The sequence below is a fragment of the Mycobacterium dioxanotrophicus genome (assembly GCF_002157835.1).
GTDB lineage: Bacteria > Actinomycetota > Actinomycetes > Mycobacteriales > Mycobacteriaceae > Mycobacterium > Mycobacterium dioxanotrophicus.
Map to the genome: position 1 here is coordinate 2,755,186 of NZ_CP020809.1, position 17,173 is coordinate 2,772,358.

The following is a 17,173-nucleotide window of genomic DNA, read 5'->3' on the forward strand; positions in this document are numbered from 1 at the left end:
GCTGTGCAGCGGAATCGGATGCCATAAGCCTGCCATATTGCGGCGTTTGCGCCGAAGCGCGCCGCGTTTGCGGGGGACACGACGACCCCCGGTGCCACAATGTGCCGATGAGCACCGCGGCGTTGGGCGGCTCCGGACGCGGCCGCCCTCGGCTCGAGCAGCCGCGGCGGCCCGGCCGGACCGCGCGCGAAGAGATCCTCGATGCGGCGGCGGAACTGTTCACCAACCACGGCTACGGCAGCACGTCTACCCGCCGGATTGCCGACGCGGTCGGGGTGCGGCAGGCCTCGCTCTACCACCATTTCGCCACCAAGGACGACATCCTCGACGCGCTGCTGACCGGCACTGTCGATGAGCCGTTGCAGTTGGCCGCCGATTTGCTGGGGGAGGCGGGACCCGCGGCACCGCGGCTGCATGCCCTGGTGGTCGCCGACGCCATGCAGCTGTGCGGCGGACGCTGGAATCTGGGGGCGCTGTACCTGCTGCCCGAGTTGCGGACCGACCGGTTCGAGCCGTTTCGGCGCCGGCGAGCCGAATTGCGGGAGCTTTACCGCAGGTTGTCGGCCGCGGTGATCGCCGAATGCGACGGCCCGGCCGACGCCGCCGACTTGCCGTTCCGTCTGGTCGAGTCGGTGATCAACAGCCGTTCCGACGACGGCGTGGCGCCGTCGGGGCAGCCGTGGGTGATCGGCGCCGGAGCGTTGCGGGTGCTCGGTTTCACGGGCGAGAACGCGGCGCTGGTCGAGTGCACAGCAGCCCGGCTCGGGGTGCAGGCGCCGGCCCGATAGAGTCACGGTTCGTGACCGAGTCTTCCTACGACGCCATCACCTTCGAGCAATCCGGTGCCGTCGCACGCATCACGCTGAACCGTCCGGACGCCGCGAATGGCATGAACGACACCATGACTCGTGAGCTGGCCGATGCGGCACGGCGCTGCGACGGTGCGGGTACCAAGGCCGTGGTGCTGACGGGGGCCGGCCGGTTCTTCTGCGCCGGAGGCGATCTGAAGGCCTTCGCCACTGCGCCGTCGCGGGGCCGCTTCATCAAGGGCGTCGCCGACGACCTGCACCGCGCCATCTCAACTTTCGCGCGGATGGACGCCGTACTGATCACCGCTGTCAACGGCACCGCGGCGGGCGCGGGATTCAGCATCGCGGTGACCGGCGACCTGGTGCTGGCAGCCGAATCGGCGTCATTCACGATGGCCTACACCAAGGTGGGACTGAGCCCGGACGGCAGCTCCTCGTACTACCTGCCGCGGCTGGTCGGCATCCGCCGGGCACAGGAACTCATGCTGACCAACCGCACACTGTCGGCGGCGCAGGCCCAGGAATGGGGTTTGGTGACCGAGGTTGTCGCCGATGCCGATCTGGCCGACCGGGCCACCGCCGTGGCCGAGCAGCTGGCCTCCGGCTCGGCCGGTTCCACCGGCGCGGTCAAGACGCTGTTGCTCTCCTCGCTGAAGAACAGCCTGGAGGAGCAGATGGAGGCGGAGGGCCGCTTCATCGCTGCACAGGCGGACTCGGCCGACGGGCGGGAAGGCGTCGATGCCTTCCTGGCCAAGCGCCGGGCCGAGTTCGCCTGAGCGCAATCAGAAGCTATGCTCGTCGGCCGGGAATACCCCGGCCGCCACCTCATTCGCGTATTGCGTTGCGGCGCGCTGTAATTCGCCGCCCACATCGCCAAAACGCTTGACGAACTTCGCGGTCTTGCCGCTGGTGAGCCCGGCCATGTCCTGCCACACCAGCACCTGGGCGTCGCAGTTGGGTCCCGCACCGATGCCGACCGTGGGGATGGTCAGCTTGCCGGTGATCTGCGTGGCCAGTTCGGCGGGCACCATTTCCAGCACCACCGCGATCGCCCCGGCCTCGGCCACCGCGATCGCGTCGTGGATGGTCTGATCGCCCGCGTCGCCGCGGCCCTGCACCCGGAACCCGCCCAGCCCGTTGACACTCTGCGGCGTGAACCCGATGTGGGCCACGACCGGAATGCCCGCCTGGGTCAGTGTCGCGATCTGCTCGGCCACCCGCTCGCCGCCCTCCAGCTTCACGGCCTGGGCGCCGGTCTCCTTCATGAACCGCGTGGCGGTCGCGAGTGCCTGCGCCGGGCTGCTCTCGTAGCTGCCGAAGGGCAGGTCGGCAACAACCAATGCATGGGGCGCGCCCTTGACCACAGCGCGTGCCAACGGGATCAGCTCGTCGATGGAGATCGGGAGGGTGGTGTCATAGCCGTACACCACATTTGCCGCGGAGTCGCCGACCAGCAGCACCGGGATGCCTGCCTCGTCGAAGACCCGCGCGCTGGAGTAGTCGTAACAGGTGAGCATCGCCCATTTGTGGCCTTCGTTCTTCCACTTCTGGAGCGTAAGGGTGCGGACCTTGGTGCGGGGCTTGTCGTCGGCAGCACCATATACAGCTTGTTCAGACATCGTTGTCCCTCGTGACGGTCGGTTCGAATCCTCGAGGCCGCTGTGCGGTCCCCGGGTTCGTCTGACGTTTGTCAGTCTGCCACCCGCGGCGACGAAGGTAAAAGACGCGGTTGAGTGGATTTCCTCACAGTCGCGCCGGGCGGACCTACGATCAGCGGCATGCAACGGCTCAGCGGACTCGACGCCAGCTTCCTTTACCTCGAAACGGCCGCCCAGCCGATGCACGTGTGCTCCATCCTCGAACTCGACACTTCGACCATGCCGGGCGGTTACACGTTCGACCGGCTGCGCGACGCACTTGCCTTGCGTATCAAGGCGATGCCGCAGTTCCGGGAGAAGCTCGCCGACAGCCGGCTGAACCTCGACCACCCGGTGTGGGTGGAAGACAAGGACTTTGACGTCGACCGCCATCTGCACCGCATCGGGTTGCCCGCGCCGGGCGGGCGGGTCGAGCTGTCCGAGATCTGCGGGCACATCGCGTCGCTGTCGCTGGACCGCAGCCGCCCGCTGTGGGAGATGTGGGTCATCGAGAACGTGGCGGGCACCGACGCGCACGCGGGCGGCCGGATCGCGGTGATGACCAAGGTGCACCACTCCGGTGTGGACGGGGTGACAGGAGCGAACCTCATGTCGCAGCTGTGCAGTACAGAACCTGATGCGCCCGCTCCGGAGCCGGTGGACGGGGTCGGCGGCGCGTCGGAACTGGAAATCGCGCTGAGCGGGGCGCTGAAGTTCGTCACCCGGCCGCTCAAGCTCGCCAACGTGCTGCCCACCACGGTGTCATCGGTGGTCGACACGGTCAAGCGGGCCCGTGCCGGGCTGACCATGGCCGCGCCCTTCGCCGCGCCCAAAACGCCGTTCAACGCCAACATCACCGGCCATCGCAACGTGGCCTTCGCCCAGCTCGACCTCGAGGACATCAAGCTGGTGAAAAACCATTTCGACGTCAAGGTCAACGACGTGGTGATGGCGCTGGTATCCGGGGTGCTGCGCACATTCCTGAGCGACCGCGGCGAGTTGCCGGACAGTTCGCTGGTGGCGATGGTGCCCGTATCGGTGCACGACCGCTCCGACCGGCCCGGCCGCAACCAGGTCTCGGGCATGTTCTCCACGCTGGAAACCCAGATCGCCGACCCGGTCGAGCGACTGCGTGCCATCGCCGCAGCCAATTCGGTTGCCAAACAACACAGTTCGGCGATCGGTGCGACGCTGCTGCAGGACTGGACGCAGTTCGCCGCGCCTGCCGTGTTCGGCGTGGCAATGCGGGTCTACGCCGCCAGCCGGCTCTCGGGCGCCAAACCGGTGCACAACCTGGTTGTCTCCAACGTGCCGGGCCCGCAGGTGCCGCTGTATTTCCTGGGCTCGGAGGTCAAGGCCATGTACCCGTTGGGCCCCATCTTCCACGGCTCCGGGCTCAACATCACGGTGATGTCGCTGACCGGCTCGCTCGATGTCGGCATCGTGGCCTGCCCCGAATTGTTGCCCGACCTGTGGGAGATGGCCGACGACTTCGCGGTGGCGCTCGACGAGCTGGTGCAGGCGGCAAAGTAGCGCCGCGAGTTGTCGACCAGTAGGCCCGGCCTGCGACGATATGCCGTCATGGCAGCATGTGGTGCCATGAAGCTCAGGTTCTCCGTCGGTGCCCTGCTGGCGGTCGCGGTGCTGGTGGTCGCGGGCTGTACCCAGGTGATCGACGGTCGGGCCCGGGTCGCGATGCCCAGGCCGGGCACGCCCGTGCAGTGGCTGCCGTGCTCGGCAGGGTCGGGGGACAACGTCAACATCCCGGCAGGGGCCGAATGCGGGCGCTTGTCGGTCCCGGTCGATTACAGCAAGCCCGACGGTGACGTCCTGCAGCTCGCCATGATCCGGTTCCCGGCGACCGGGCAGAAGATCGGCTCCCTGGTGATCAACCCCGGCGGCCCCGGTGAATCCGGCGTGGAATCGGCGGTGTCCCTGGTGCCGAGCCTGCCGCAGTCGGTGCGGGAACGCTTCGACCTGGTGGGGTTCGACCCGCGCGGGGTGAACCTGTCGAACCCGGCGCTGTGGTGCAACTCCGACGCCGACAATGACCGGCTGCGAGCCGACCCGACGGTGGATTACACCCCGGAGGGGGTGGCCCACCTGGAAAACGAGACCAAGGCCTTCGTCCAGCGTTGCGTCGACAAGATGGGCATCGACTTCCTGGCCAACATCGGAACCAACAACGTCGCCAAGGATCTCGACGCCATCCGCGCCACGCTGGGTGACGACAAGTTGACGTACCTGGGCTACTCGTACGGGACCCGGATCGGCTCGGAATACGCCGAGCAGTTCCCGCAGCGGGTGCGCGCCATGATCCTCGACGGCGCGGTCGACCCGAACGCCGACCCGTTCGAGGCCGACATCCGCCAGGCCGCGGCGTTCCAGAAAGCCTTCGACGACTACGCCGCCGACTGTGCCAAGAGCGTGGACTGCCCGCTGGGCACGGATCCCGCCAAGGCCACCGATGTGTACAAGAGCCTGGTGTACCCGCTGGTCCAGAACCCGGCGAAGACCAAGGATCCGCGCGGACTCGGCTACAGCGACGCCATCGTCGGCACCATCCTGCCGCTGTACTCGCCGAACCTGTGGCGCCATCTCACCGATGCGCTGACGGGCATCAAGAACGGCAACGGAGACCTCATGCTGGCGTTGGCCGACCTGTACATGGGCCGGGATGCCAAGGGCCACTACAACAATTCGACGGATGCGCGGGTGGCGGTGAACTGCGTCGACGAGCCGGCGATCACCGACCGGGCCAAAGTCGTCGAGCAGGACCGCCGGCTGCGCGAGGTCGCCCCGTTCATGAGCTACGGCGAATTCACCGGCCACGCCCCACTGGGCACCTGTGCGTTCTGGCCGGTGCCGCCGACCAGCACGCCACACAAGATCTCGGTCGCGGGATTGCCTCCGGTGCTGGTGGTTTCGACCACCAACGATCCGGCCACGCCCTATCAGGCGGGCGTGGACCTCGCCCAGCAACTCGGCGGCGGACTGCTGACCTTTGACGGCACCCAGCACACCGTGGTGTTCCAGGGCAACAAGTGCGTCGACGACATCGCCGCGACCTATCTGATCGACGTGAAGCTGCCGCCGCCGGACTCGCGCTGCTGATCTCGGCGGCCGGCTAGGTCACCGTCCGGTTGCCGACCGATCTCCGCTCGGTGTCGGCCGCGGTTCGCGCATCTGCGGTGTGCGAACATGTCAGCCGTGCGGTGGGTGGGAGCAGTGCTGGCAGTGGTGCTCGCGATGGCCTGCCCCGTCGCCAACGCGACCCCCGAAGGCGCGGCCGAGACGCCGTACGGTCAGCCTCCAGTGTGGGGAAGCTGCGCATCGTGGGTCGAAACGTCGTCGATCCCGACCGCTCAGTGCGGCACCGTCACGGTGCCGGTCGACTGGAACGACGCAGCGAATCCGCAAGGCGCACAAGCACAATTGGCCGTCATCCGGATCCCGGCCAGCGGCGAGAAGATCGGCACGCTGATGGTCAACCCGGGAGGCCCGGGCGCATCCGCCGTCGACACGGTCGCGGGAATGGGTGCGGCGCTTGCCGAAACCGACATCGGTCGGCGGTTCGATCTGGTCGGCTTCGACCCGCGCGGCGTCGGGCACTCGACGCCGCAGCTGCGCTGCCGCACCGACGCCGAGTTCGACGCCTACCGGCGGGAACCGATGGCCGACTACAGCCCGGCCGGCGTGGCCCAGATCGAAGCCCTGTACCGACAGCTCGCCCAGCAGTGCCTCGACCGCATGGGGGCACCGTTCCTGGCCAACATCGGCACCGCGTCAACGGTGCTCGACATGGATGCCGTGCGTGCGGCGCTCGGTGAACAGCAGATCAACTACCTCGGATTCTCCTACGGGACCCAACTGGGCGCGGCCTACGCCGAACGGTTCGGGGACCGCGTGCGCACCATGGTGCTCGACGGCGCCGTCGACTCGAGCCTGGACCCCATCACCAAGAACATCCGCCAGATGGCGGGTTTCCAAAAGGCTTTCGACGCCTACGCGACCGACTGCGCGCAATCTCCCGGATGCCCGCTTGGCACCGACCCCACCCAGTTCGTCGCCCGCTACCACCAGCTCGTCGACCCGCTGGTGGAGCATCCCGCGGCGACGTCGGACCCCCGCGGCCTGAGCTACCAGGACGCGACCACCGGTACCGGGAACGCGCTCTACTCGGCGCGGTACTGGCTCTACCTCACCAGCGGCTTGCTCGGCCTGCAACGTGGCACCGACCCCGGCGACCTCCTGCTGCTCGCCGACGACTACCAGCACCGCGACAGTGCCGGGCACTACGCCAATCTGCAGGACGCGTTCACCGCGATCCGCTGTGTGGACGCGCAATACCCGACCGACCCGGCGGTGTGGGCCGACGCCGACCGGCGCATCAGGGCGGTGGCACCGTTCCTGTCCTACGGCCAGTTCACCGGTTACGCCCCGCGGGACATCTGCGCCCTGTGGCCCGTTCCGCCGACGTCGACGCCGCATGCGGTGCACGGCCCCGGGCCGGGCCGGATCGTCGTCGTGTCGACCACCGGGGACCCCGCAACGCCGTACCAGGCGGGCGTCGACCTGGCGCGCCAGCTGGACGCGGCGCTGGTGACGTTCAACGGTTCTCAGCACACCGTGGTGTTCAACGGCAACGCCTGCGTGGACACCTCTGTGCTGCGGTTCTTCGTGGATCAGGTGTCGCCGGCCAATGGCCTGCAGTGCTGATCCGCCCAACCGTGTTGACGCCGTAACACAGATTTAACAGCCGGTGCCTACGCTGCGGTCATGGACCGCCAGAAGGAATTCGTGCTGCGGACGCTGGAGGAACGCGACATCCGGTTCGTCCGGCTGTGGTTCACAGATGTCCTCGGATACCTCAAGTCGGTGGCCATCGCGCCCGCCGAGTTGGAGGGCGCTTTCGAGGAGGGCATCGGCTTCGACGGTTCGTCGATCGAGGGGTTTGCCCGCGTCTATGAATCGGACACGGTAGCCCGTCCCGACCCCTCCACGTTCCAGGTGTTGCCCTGGACCACGAGCAACGGGCAGCACTATTCGGCGCGCATGTTCTGCGACATCACCATGCCCGACGGCTCACCGTCGTGGGCTGACTCCCGCCACGTGCTGCGCCGCCAGCTGGCCAAGGCCAGCGACCTCGGGTTCTCCTGCTACGTCCACCCCGAGATCGAGTTCTTCCTCCTGATGCCGGGCGAGAACGACGGCAGCGTGCCCATCCCCGCCGACAACGGCGGCTACTTCGACCAGGCCGTGCACGACGCCGCGCCCAACTTCCGCCGCCACGCCATCGACGCCCTCGAACAGATGGGCATCTCGGTGGAGTTCAGCCACCACGAAGGCGCGCCGGGCCAGCAGGAGATCGACCTGCGCTACGCCGACGCACTGTCCATGGCCGACAACGTGATGACGTTCCGCTACGTCGTCAAAGAGGTGGCGCTGGCCGACGGCGTGCGAGCGTCGTTCATGCCCAAGCCGTTCAAGGAACACCCCGGCTCGGCCATGCACACCCACATGAGTCTGTTCGAGGGTGAGACCAACGCCTTCCACAGCGCCGACGACCCGCTGCAGCTCTCCGATGTGGCCAAGTCGTTCATCGCGGGCATCCTCGAGCACGCCAGCGAGATCAGCGCCGTGACCAACCAGTGGGTCAACTCCTACAAGCGTCTGGTGCACGGCTACGAGGCGCCCACCGCGGCGTCTTGGGGCGCCGCCAACCGCTCGGCGCTGGTGCGGGTTCCGATGTACACCCCGCGCAAGGCCTCGTCGCGGCGCATCGAGGTGCGCAGCCCCGACTCGGCGTGCAACCCCTACCTGGCGTTCGCGGTGCTGCTGGCGGCCGGCCTGCGCGGTATCGAGAAGGGCTACGTGCTGGGGCCGCAGGCCGAGGACAACGTGTGGAGCCTGACCCCCGAGGAACGCCGCGCGATGGGGTACCGGGAGCTGCCGTCCAGCCTGGGCAACGCGCTGGAGGCCATGGAGAGCTCCGAGCTGGTCGCAGAAGCGTTGGGGGAGCACGTATTCGACTACTTCCTGCGCAACAAGCGGGCAGAGTGGGAGGTCTACCGCAGCAACGTCACGCCTTACGAGCTCAAGACGTATCTGTCGCTGTAACGTTCACCACGTGGCCAAACCCGCTACCGAACGCCCGAAGCTGCCCAGTGTCGGCAGGCTCGGGCTGGTGCAGCCGCAGGCGCCGGCACAACTGGATCGGCTTGGCTGGAACACCGATGCCCACGTCGAACTGTTGTGGTCGTTGTCGCGCGCTCCGGATGCCGATGTCGCCCTGCTGGCGATGGTGCGGCTGGCCGACGCTCTCGGTGCCGACTGGGAGGAACTGAACGCCGAACTGCTCACCGACCGCGCGCTGCGGGGCCGGCTGTTCGGTGTGCTGGGGTCCTCGGTGGCCCTCGGTGATCATCTGGTGGCTCATCCGCAGTCGTGGCGGCTGCTGGCGGGCGACGTCGAGCTGCCGAGTGCCCACGAGCTGCGCGAGACATTCACCGCAGCTGCGGAGAAGGCCGAAATCGCCAGGGGCACAAGCTCAGCCGTGCCGCCACTGCGTGACCTGTACCGCGACCGGCTGCTGGTGCTGGCCGCCGTCGACGTCGCCTCGACGGTGGAGAACGAGCCAGTGCTGCCGTTCATCACCGTCGGCGCACACCTGTCCGATCTGGCCGACGCCGCGCTCGACGCTGCGCTGACCGTGGCGACCCGGGTGGTGTGCGGTGACGGGCCGACCCCGCGGCTGGCCATCATCGCGATGGGCAAATGCGGTGCGCGCGAATTGAATTACGTCAGCGACGTGGACATCATCTTCGTCGGCGACGACAGCGCGGACCCCAATCTGTCGATGGCGACCCGGGTGGCAGGCGAGTCGATGCGGTTCGCCGGCGACGCCTTTTTCGAGGCCGACGCGGCGCTGCGGCCGGAGGGCAAGCAGGGCCAGCTGGTGCGGACGCTGGACTCGCACATCGCCTACTACCAGCGGTGGGCCAAGACCTGGGAGTTCCAGGCCCTGCTCAAGGCCCGCCCGGCCGCGGGCGACCCGGAGCTGGGCAAGGCGTACGCCGAGGCGTTGATGCCGATGGTGTGGACAGCCTGCGAGCGTGAGGATTTCGTCTCCGAGGTGCAGGCCATGCGGCGCCGGGTCGAGGAGTTGGTACCCGCCGGCGTGCGCGCCCGCGAACTCAAACTGGGCACCGGCGGCCTGCGCGACGTCGAATTCGCCGTACAGCTTCTGCAATTGGTGCACGGCCGCAACGACGAATCGTTGCATGTGAAGTCGACGGTCGACGCCCTGACCGTGCTGGGGGCAGGCGGTTACATCGGACGTGACGACGCCGCCAACATGACCGCGTCGTATGAGTTCCTGCGCCTGCTGGAGCACCGGCTGCAGCTGCAGCGGCTCAAACGCACGCACATGCTGCCCGACGACAGCGACGACGAGGCCTACCGCTGGCTGGCCCGAGCCGCGCATGTGCGTCCCGACGGCACCCACGACGCCCAGGGCGTGTTGCGCGAGGAGCTCAAACGCCAGAGCATGCGCGTCTCGCGGCTGCACGCCAAGCTGTTCTACCAACCGCTGCTGGAATCCGTCGGCCAGCCCGCGCTGGGCATCGGCGCCGGGATGAGCACCAAGGCGGCCGAACGTCAGCTCGCCGCACTGGGTTACGAAGGACCGCAGAGCGCCCTGACCCACCTGGCCGCGCTCACCGGACAGAACGGACGCCGCGGCCGCGTACAGCAGGTGCTGCTGCCGACCCTGCTGGACTGGCTTTCGGACACACCGGATCCCGACGCCGGGCTGCTGGCCTACCGCAGGATCAGTGAGGAGCTCGCCGAACAGCGCTGGTACCTCTCGACCCTGCGCGACGAAGGCGCGGTCGCCAAACGGCTGATGCAGGTACTCGGCACGTCGGCCTACATTCCCGAATTGCTCATGCGGGCCCCCGAGGTGATCCAGCTCTACGCCGACGGACCGTCCGGACCGAAACTGCTTGAGGGCGACCCCGACAGCGTCGCGGGTGCGCTGGTGGCCTCGGCCGGCCGCCACGCCGACCCGGTACGCGGCATCGCTGCCGCACGCGCCCTGCGCCGCCGCGAGCTGGCACGTATCGCGTCGGCCGATGTGCTCGGCCTGCTCGACCTCACCGACGTCTGCAATGCGCTGACCTCCATCTGGGTCGCGGTGCTACAGGCCGCACTGGACGCGGTGATCCGGGCCAACACACCCGAATCCGGGGTACCCGCGCGCATCGCCGTGATCGGTATGGGACGGCTCGGCGGCCGCGAGCTCGGCTACGGCTCGGATGCCGATGTCATGTTCGTCTGCGAACCGGTGGGGGACACCGCCGAATCGGTGGCCGTCAAGTGGTCGGTGAGCATCGCCGAACAGGTGCGCGCGCTGCTGGGCATACCCAGTGCCGACCCGCCGCTCGAGGTCGACATCGGGCTGCGCCCGGAGGGCCGCAACGGTCCCTTGGTGCGCACGCTGGCCTCCTACGAGGTGTACTACGCGCAGTGGGCGCAGCCCTGGGAGATCCAGGCGCTGCTGCGGGCGCACCGTGTGGCGGGCGACCTCGAACTCGGCGAACGCTTCGAGCTGATGGCTGACAAGACGCGCTATCCCGAGGGCGGCGTATCGGCAGAGGCTGTACGGGAGATCCGGCGCATCAAGGCGCGGGTCGATGCCGAACGGCTGCCCCGCGGGGCCGATCCGAACACACATACCAAGCTCGGCCGCGGTGGGCTGGCCGACATCGAGTGGACCGTGCAGCTGCTGCAGCTGCGCTACGCGCACAAAGTGCCTGCGCTGCACAGCACTTCGACCCTGCAGGCGCTCGACGCGATCGGGGCGGCCGAGCTGGTCTCCGAAGCCGACGTCGACCTGCTCCGGGAAGCGTGGCTCACCGCGACACGGGCACGCAATGCGCTGGTGCTGGTCCGCGGCAAGCCGACCGATCAGCTGCCCGGGCCGGGCAGCCAGCTCAACGCGGTCGCCCTGGCGGCCGGCTGGGGTAGCGACGACGGCGGCGAGTTCCTGGACAACTATCTGCGGGTGACGCGGCGGGCCAAGACGGTCGTCCGCAAGGTTTTCGGCGGCTGAGCCGCCAGTGGGCCGGAGCGGCTGAGCCGCCAGTGGGCCGGAGCGGCTGAGCCGCCAGTAGGCCGGAGCGGCTGAATTCAGCCCCGCGGCACGGCGGTCTTCACCGTGGTGTTAGTAAGGATGTCTATGAACCCCACGTTCGACATCGTCACCGCCGACGAGCACGATCGGCTGCAGGCGCTCTACGAGCCGTTGGCGCAGGCGGTGCGAGGTCTGCTCGATGCCAGCATCCGCACCGGCGTCGATGCCGACGCCATCGCCGAGGCCACCACCGCGATCGAGGCGGTCACCGCATCGCTGCGTCGGGAGCAGCGCGACGGGCCCATGGCGATGATCCACGGCGAGACGGGCCGCCCGGTGGTGTGGGCCAATCCGGTCGTCGGGTTGCGCAACGCCGTCGCTCCGCCGCTGACCATCCATCACTCCGACGACGGCACCTGTTGGAGCGAGTTCACTCTCGGTGCGGCCTACGAGGGCCCGCTGGGATGGGTGCACGGTGGCATCTGCGCCCTGGTGCTCGACCACGTGCTCGGCGAAGTCGCCAGCGGGGCGTTGGCGCAACCCCGGTACACCGGAACCATCACCTGCCGCTACCTTCGCGGCACGCCGCTCGGACCGCTGCGCGCCGAGGCTTCGGTTGACCGCATCGAGGGTGTGAAGACCTTCGCGCGCGGCCGACTGATCGACGCCGACGGGGTCACCGTGGAGGCCGAAGGCGTCTTCATCACGCCGGCGTGGGCGCGCGACGCCGGATGAGGTTCTATGTGGCGACCGGCTTTCTCGACACCTCCGAGCTTGTCGAGATCGCCAAGGCTGCAGATGATCTCGGCTACGACGGGATGGGGATTCCCGATCACATCGTCAATCTGGAGTCGCTCTCCACGCCGTATCCGTATACGCGGGACGGGCAACGGCGTTGGCAGCCGTTCACCCACTGGCCCGATCCGTGGGTGCTGGTCGGCGCTCTGGCGCAGGCCACCACACGGCTGAAGTTCGTGACCACGGTCTACATACCTGCCATGCGCGATCCCTACGCGGCGGCGAAAGCCATTGGTACCGCGGCGTTTCTGGCTGGCGGGCGGCTCGAGCTGGGCGTAGGTGTGGGCTGGTGCCGCGACGAATTCGAGTTGGTCGGGCAAGCTTTCGAGCGGCGCGGCAAGCGTACCGACGAGATGCTGACGCTGATGCGGGAACTCTGGGCGCCGGGCTGGACCGAATTCTCCGGCGAGTTCTACAGCACGCCCCGGCTGGAGATGGAACCGTCGCCGCCGCACATCCCGATCTACGCCGGCGGGCTCAGCGAGGTGGCCCTGCGCCGGGCCGCGCGCAACGACGGCTGGATCGGCGACCTCATCTCCACCGAGCGTGCCTTGGCCTCGGTGGCTCGACTACGGCAGCTGCGGGCCGAATCCGGTTTGGCGATGGACGATTTCACCGTCATCACGCCACTGACCGACGCCCTGACGATTGCCGACTACGAGCGCGCCGAAGCCGGCGGGATCACCCACATCCTGACGATGCCGTGGGTGTTCTACGCCGGCCTGGACTGCACGCTCGCCGAGAAGATCGACGGGTTGAAACGCTTCCGAAAGGACCTTGCGCTCGACTAGCGCCTTCTGCGTACCGCATCCAGCGCATAGGCGCCTCCGCCGATGAACACCAGCAGGAAGAAACCGAAGCAGTACAGCACGGCGAGCTCGCCACCGTTCTCGATGGGCAACAGGGCCTTGGGCTGATGCTGGGTGAAGTACGCGAACGCCATCTCGCCTGCGGCGAAGAACGCGGCGATGCGGGTGAACAAACCGGTCAGGATCAGCAGGCCCAGAACGAATTCGATGAGGCCGCCGTACCAATACGGCCACGTGCCCACGGGCACTGCCGAACCGACGAGGTTGCCTGCCTTGTCCGGCATGCCGACCGGCCACGCGAACAACTTCTGCGCTCCGTGGATGGTGTACAGAAGGCCGAACACTATGCGGAACAGGCTGATTACCGCCGGGGAGATGGTATTCAGTCGGGTGTCCAGGTTGGTCGTCATGCGAAGACCATACGCTGTTACCGGCCGGAGGCTCACAGCTCCAAAAGCACCGTTACCGGTCCGTCATTGACAAGATGCACCTGCATATCCGCACCGAAAACCCCTGTTTGCACAGTCGCGCCCAGCGCTGTGAGCGCGTCGGTGAACTCGGTCACAAGGGGTTCGGCGACCGGCCCCGGCGCCGCGGCGTTCCAGGAGGGGCGCCGACCCTTGTCGGTATTGGCATACAAAGTGAACTGGCTCACCACGAGAATCGGCGCGGACACGTCCGACGCTGAGCGTTCGTCATCGAGAATCCGCAATTGCCAAAGCTTTTCGGCCATCCTGCGGGCCTTGGTGGCGTCGTCCTCGTGGGTGACACCGACCAAGGCGAGCAGACCCTGTGTGGCCGGCCGGATCTCACCGACGACCTCGCCGTCGACCGTCACGCTCGCCGACCTCACCCGCTGCACCAGAACTCGCATGCGTCGATTGTGCAGACTCTCATGCCGACGAGTCCCCGGTGCCCCCAGCAAGCGTCCCCCAAAACCGGAGTTTTGGGGGACGGTTGCGTCTTCTCGCGCTACGACTTAGACGTCGCGTCGGCGGGCCGGCTTAGACGTCGCGTCGGCGGGCCGGCTTAGACGTCGCGTCGGCGGGCCGACTTAGACGTCGCGTCGGCGGGCCGACTTAGACGTCGTAGTACAGCGCGAACTCGTACGGGTGAGGCCGGATCTGGATCGGCAGGATCTCGTTCTCCCGCTTGTAGGAGATCCAGGTCTCGATGAGGTCCTCGGTGAACACGCCACCCTCGGTGAGGTACTCGTGGTCCTCTTCGAGGCGGTCGATCACCGCGGCCAGCGAGGTCGGCGCCTGCGGGATGTTGGCGGCCTCGTCCGGCGGCAGCTCGTAGAGGTCCTTGTCGACCGGGGCCAGCGGTTCGATCTTCTTCTTGATGCCGTCGATACCGGCCATCAGCATGGCCGCGAACGCCAGGTACGGGTTACCTGAGCTGTCCGGGCAGCGGAACTCCAGGCGCTTGGCCTTGGGGTTGTTGCCGGTGATCGGGATACGCACACAGGCCGAGCGGTTGCGCTGGCTGTAGACCAGGTTGATCGGGGCCTCGTAGCCGGGCACCAGACGCTTGTAGGAGTTCACCGTGGGGTTGGTGAACGCCAGCAGCGACGGGGCGTGGTGCAGGATGCCGCCGATGTAGTGGCGCGCCAGGTCCGACAGGCCCGCGTAGCCGGACTCGTCGTGGAACAGCGGCTTGCCGTCCTTCCACAGCGACTGGTGGGCGTGCATGCCCGAGCCGTTGTCACCGAAGAGCGGCTTGGGCATGAAGGTCACGGTCTTGCCGTTGGCCCAGGCGGTGTTCTTGATGATGTATTTGAACAACTGCACGTCGTCGGCCGCGTGCAGCAGGGTGTTGAACTTGTAGTTGATCTCGGCCTGGCCGGCGGTGCCCACCTCGTGGTGGCCGCGCTCCAGGATGAATCCGGCGTTGATCAGGTTGGTCGACATCTCGTCGCGCAGGTCGACGTAGTGGTCGTACGGCGCGACGGGGAAGTAGCCACCCTTGGGGCGGACCTTGTAGCCGCGGTTGGCGCTGCCATCGGCCTCGAAGGGCTCACCGCTGTTCCACCAGCCCGACTCGGAGTCGATCTCATAGAAGGTGCCGTTCATCTTGGAATCGAAGGCCACCGAGTCGAAGATGTAGAACTCGGCCTCGGCGCCGAAGAAACAGGTGTCGGCGATCCCGGTGCTGGCGAGGTAGTTCTCGGCTTTGCGGGCGACGTTGCGGGGGTCGCGCGAGTAGGCCTCACGGGTGAACGGATCGTGCACGAAGAAGTTGAGGTTCAGCGTCTTGGCGGCGCGGAACGGGTCGATGCGCGCGGTGTCGGGGTCGGGCAGCAGCATCATGTCGGATTCGTGGATCGACTGGAAGCCGCGCACCGAGGAGCCGTCGAACGCGAGGCCGTCTTCGAACACGCTCTCGTCGAACGCCGTCGCCGGGATCGAGAAGTGCTGGACGACGCCGGGCAGATCGCAGAAGCGAATGTCGACGTACTCGACGTTTTCGTCCTTGATCAGCTTGAAGATGTCGTCGGACGTCTTTTCTGCCACTGAGTGTTCTCCTTTACTGGTAACCCGCGGGTTGACGCTAAGGACACGATGTTGCGCGATCATCAACCGCATGTTGCGCTGAGGTTACGCAATCTGCCTGATGGTGACCTGAGGTAACGATGCGGGCCCGCCTATCCTGACACCATGGCCCGCACGATGGGGAGTTGGTTGTCAGGTCCCGGACCTTTCGATTCCGGTGATGGTTCCGACGGCGAGTCCGACGGATCCACGAAGTACCCCGGCGAACGCCTCGGCCTGCCCGAATCCGGCCCGGGCTCGCTGGCCAGGACCGGCAGGCGCGTCGGCGCGCTGTTCGTCGACTGGCTCGTGGCCTACGGGCTGGCGGGCCTGGCACTGGCATCCGGCCTCATCTCGCTGGCAACACTGTCGACGGCGGTCATGGTGGTGTGGCTCGTGCTGGGCACGGTGGCTGTCCGACTGTTCTCGTTCACCCCGGGCCAGCTGGCGCTGGGCCTGGTGGTGGCGGGCACCGACGGCCGGGACAAGGTCGGGATCGGGCGCGCCCTGGTCCGGGTGCTGTTGATCGCCCTCGTCATCCCGCCGCTCGTGACCGACAGTGATCTACGCGGTCTGCACGACCGCGTCACGCTCACCGCAGTGCTGCGTCGCTAGCTCTTCGGTGAATGTGAAGAAGATCGCGAGATTTTCGAGAATTCTCGCGATCTTGTTCACGCTCGGCGGCGGTGACGGCTCAGCGCCTGCGCGCGCTGCGCTGCACTCCACGCATCTTCGCCGACGCAGGCAACGGTCCCTTGGGCACCGCACCCGGACCGGCCTTGGACCCCAACGCGACCAGCCGCGACTCCAGCGAGTCCATCTGCTTGACGGTGATGTTGGCGGGCAGCTTCGACAGGTGCCGCTCGAGCTTGGCCAGGGGCACCTCGCCCTCGCCGTTACCGACCACGATGTCGTAGATCGGGACCTCGCCGACCAGTCGGGCCGTGCGCTTCTTCTCCTGTGCCAGCAGCGGTTTGACGCGCGCGGGGGAGCCCTCACCGACGAAGATCACCCCGGGGCGGCCGATGACGCGGTGCACGGCGTCGAAGTGCCCGGTCGCTGCGACGGCCGGGGTCACGCGCCACTTGCCGCGCAGGTTCTCCAGTGCCCAGGCGGCCGCGCCGGTCTGCCCTTCGGCCTTGCTGTACACCGACTTCTGCGCGCGCCGGCCGAAGATGATGAACGCCACCAGCAAGCCCAGCACGATGCCGAGCACCGGCAGCGTGTACATGCTGATACCGCCGAGGAGGATGCCCGCCGCCACGGCCACCGCCACGATCAGCACCAACGCGCCGATCATGTACGGCAGCAGCCGCTTGTCCTCTTTACGTTGAATCTGGAAGGCCTGCCACAGCTGGCTGCGACGTTGCTTCGAGGCCGCCTTGCGGGCGGCCTTCGCCTCGGCCTTTGCCGCCTTGGTTTCCGCGGCATTGCGGGATTTCGCCATTGG

Annotated in this window: 15 protein-coding genes; 10 read left to right on the plus strand and 5 right to left on the minus strand. The window is 67.5% G+C overall.

What is annotated here, in order from left to right; genetic code table 11:
* Positions 1–107 precede the first annotated feature (107 nt).
* Positions 108–788 carry a TetR/AcrR family transcriptional regulator gene (locus BTO20_RS13320; RefSeq protein WP_087076533.1) on the plus strand — a complete coding sequence of 227 codons (681 nt, stop codon included), beginning with the start codon at positions 108–110 and terminating at the stop codon, positions 786–788.
* Positions 789–799: 11 nt separating this feature from the next.
* A complete protein-coding gene (locus BTO20_RS13325; protein ID WP_087082032.1) occupies positions 800–1,585 on the plus strand; it encodes an enoyl-CoA hydratase/isomerase family protein in 786 nt (261 codons plus the stop codon).
* Positions 1,586–1,591: 6 nt separating this feature from the next.
* Here the strand turns inward: BTO20_RS13325 and panB are convergent, their stop codons facing one another.
* Entirely contained in the window at positions 1,592–2,428 is an 837-nt protein-coding gene (gene panB / locus BTO20_RS13330) for a 3-methyl-2-oxobutanoate hydroxymethyltransferase (protein ID WP_087076535.1), read from the minus strand.
* A gap of 219 nt (positions 2,429–2,647) precedes the next feature.
* Between panB and BTO20_RS13335 the strand changes: the two genes are divergently transcribed.
* The 7 genes from BTO20_RS13335 to BTO20_RS13365 all read left to right on the plus strand — a co-directional run bounded on the left by BTO20_RS13335 (position 2,648) and on the right by BTO20_RS13365 (position 13,171).
* Positions 2,648–3,979 carry a WS/DGAT/MGAT family O-acyltransferase gene (locus tag BTO20_RS13335; protein ID WP_408632197.1) on the plus strand — a complete coding sequence of 444 codons (1,332 nt, stop codon included), beginning with the start codon at positions 2,648–2,650 and terminating at the stop codon, positions 3,977–3,979.
* A 66-nt stretch (positions 3,980–4,045) separates the two neighbouring features.
* Positions 4,046–5,560: an alpha/beta hydrolase gene (locus BTO20_RS13340; protein ID WP_198344371.1), complete on the plus strand. Its 1,515-nt coding sequence runs from the start codon at positions 4,046–4,048 to the stop codon at positions 5,558–5,560.
* Between the two features lie 87 nt (positions 5,561–5,647).
* Positions 5,648–7,165 carry an alpha/beta hydrolase gene (locus tag BTO20_RS13345; protein ID WP_087076541.1) on the plus strand — a complete coding sequence of 506 codons (1,518 nt, stop codon included), beginning with the start codon at positions 5,648–5,650 and terminating at the stop codon, positions 7,163–7,165.
* Positions 7,166–7,225: 60 nt separating this feature from the next.
* Positions 7,226–8,566 carry a glutamine synthetase family protein gene (locus BTO20_RS13350; protein WP_087076543.1) on the plus strand — a complete coding sequence of 447 codons (1,341 nt, stop codon included), beginning with the start codon at positions 7,226–7,228 and terminating at the stop codon, positions 8,564–8,566.
* 10 nt (positions 8,567–8,576) lie between these two features.
* Positions 8,577–11,561: a bifunctional [glutamine synthetase] adenylyltransferase/[glutamine synthetase]-adenylyl-L-tyrosine phosphorylase gene (locus BTO20_RS13355; RefSeq protein WP_087076545.1), complete on the plus strand. Its 2,985-nt coding sequence runs from the start codon at positions 8,577–8,579 to the stop codon at positions 11,559–11,561.
* Positions 11,562–11,687: 126 nt separating this feature from the next.
* Positions 11,688–12,317 carry a hotdog domain-containing protein gene (locus BTO20_RS13360; protein WP_087076547.1) on the plus strand — a complete coding sequence of 210 codons (630 nt, stop codon included), beginning with the start codon at positions 11,688–11,690 and terminating at the stop codon, positions 12,315–12,317.
* A complete protein-coding gene (locus BTO20_RS13365; RefSeq protein WP_087082034.1) occupies positions 12,314–13,171 on the plus strand; it encodes a TIGR03619 family F420-dependent LLM class oxidoreductase in 858 nt (285 codons plus the stop codon). The genes BTO20_RS13360 and BTO20_RS13365 overlap by 4 nt, the downstream gene beginning before the upstream one ends.
* Here the strand turns inward: BTO20_RS13365 and BTO20_RS13370 are convergent.
* The 3 genes from BTO20_RS13370 to glnA form a co-directional block, all read right to left on the minus strand.
* Complete coding sequence (locus BTO20_RS13370; protein ID WP_087076549.1) at positions 13,168–13,599, minus strand: DoxX family protein; 432 nt, start codon at positions 13,597–13,599, stop codon at positions 13,168–13,170. The two genes, BTO20_RS13365 and BTO20_RS13370, sit on opposite strands and share 4 nt — an antisense overlap.
* Before the next feature lie 32 nt (positions 13,600–13,631).
* Positions 13,632–14,063 carry a D-aminoacyl-tRNA deacylase gene (gene dtd / locus BTO20_RS13375; protein ID WP_087076552.1) on the minus strand — a complete coding sequence of 144 codons (432 nt, stop codon included), beginning with the start codon at positions 14,061–14,063 and terminating at the stop codon, positions 13,632–13,634.
* A 205-nt stretch (positions 14,064–14,268) separates the two neighbouring features.
* Positions 14,269–15,705: a type I glutamate--ammonia ligase gene (glnA, locus tag BTO20_RS13380; RefSeq protein ID WP_087076554.1), complete on the minus strand. Its 1,437-nt coding sequence runs from the start codon at positions 15,703–15,705 to the stop codon at positions 14,269–14,271.
* A 144-nt stretch (positions 15,706–15,849) separates the two neighbouring features.
* Here glnA and BTO20_RS13385 point away from each other — a divergent pair, with 144 nt between their 5' ends.
* Positions 15,850–16,338 carry an RDD family protein gene (locus tag BTO20_RS13385; protein ID WP_198344372.1) on the plus strand — a complete coding sequence of 163 codons (489 nt, stop codon included), beginning with the start codon at positions 15,850–15,852 and terminating at the stop codon, positions 16,336–16,338.
* A gap of 79 nt (positions 16,339–16,417) precedes the next feature.
* Here BTO20_RS13385 and BTO20_RS13390 read toward each other — a convergent pair whose 3' ends face one another.
* Positions 16,418–17,170: a DUF4191 domain-containing protein gene (locus tag BTO20_RS13390; RefSeq protein ID WP_087076556.1), complete on the minus strand. Its 753-nt coding sequence runs from the start codon at positions 17,168–17,170 to the stop codon at positions 16,418–16,420.
* Between the last annotated feature and the right edge of the window lie 3 nt (positions 17,171–17,173).

What these genes read in the sequence shown, in the direction of transcription:
- BTO20_RS13320 (WP_087076533.1), top strand. Translation starts at nt 108, where the DNA reads ATGAGCACCGCGGCGTTGGGCGGCTCCGGACGCGGCCGCCCTCGGCTC.
- panB (WP_087076535.1), bottom strand. Translation starts at nt 2,428, where the DNA reads ATGTCTGAACAAGCTGTATATGGTGCTGCCGACGACAAGCCCCGCACC.
- BTO20_RS13335 (WP_408632197.1), top strand. Translation starts at nt 2,648, where the DNA reads ATGCACGTGTGCTCCATCCTCGAACTCGACACTTCGACCATGCCGGGC.
- BTO20_RS13340 (WP_198344371.1), top strand. Translation starts at nt 4,046, where the DNA reads ATGAAGCTCAGGTTCTCCGTCGGTGCCCTGCTGGCGGTCGCGGTGCTG.
- BTO20_RS13345 (WP_087076541.1), top strand. Translation starts at nt 5,648, where the DNA reads ATGTCAGCCGTGCGGTGGGTGGGAGCAGTGCTGGCAGTGGTGCTCGCG.
- BTO20_RS13350 (WP_087076543.1), top strand. Translation starts at nt 7,226, where the DNA reads ATGGACCGCCAGAAGGAATTCGTGCTGCGGACGCTGGAGGAACGCGAC.
- BTO20_RS13360 (WP_087076547.1), top strand. Translation starts at nt 11,688, where the DNA reads ATGAACCCCACGTTCGACATCGTCACCGCCGACGAGCACGATCGGCTG.
- BTO20_RS13365 (WP_087082034.1), top strand. Translation starts at nt 12,314, where the DNA reads ATGAGGTTCTATGTGGCGACCGGCTTTCTCGACACCTCCGAGCTTGTC.
- BTO20_RS13370 (WP_087076549.1), bottom strand. Translation starts at nt 13,599, where the DNA reads ATGACGACCAACCTGGACACCCGACTGAATACCATCTCCCCGGCGGTA.
- dtd (WP_087076552.1), bottom strand. Translation starts at nt 14,063, where the DNA reads ATGCGAGTTCTGGTGCAGCGGGTGAGGTCGGCGAGCGTGACGGTCGAC.
- BTO20_RS13385 (WP_198344372.1), top strand. Translation starts at nt 15,850, where the DNA reads ATGGCCCGCACGATGGGGAGTTGGTTGTCAGGTCCCGGACCTTTCGAT.
- BTO20_RS13390 (WP_087076556.1), bottom strand. Translation starts at nt 17,170, where the DNA reads ATGGCGAAATCCCGCAATGCCGCGGAAACCAAGGCGGCAAAGGCCGAG.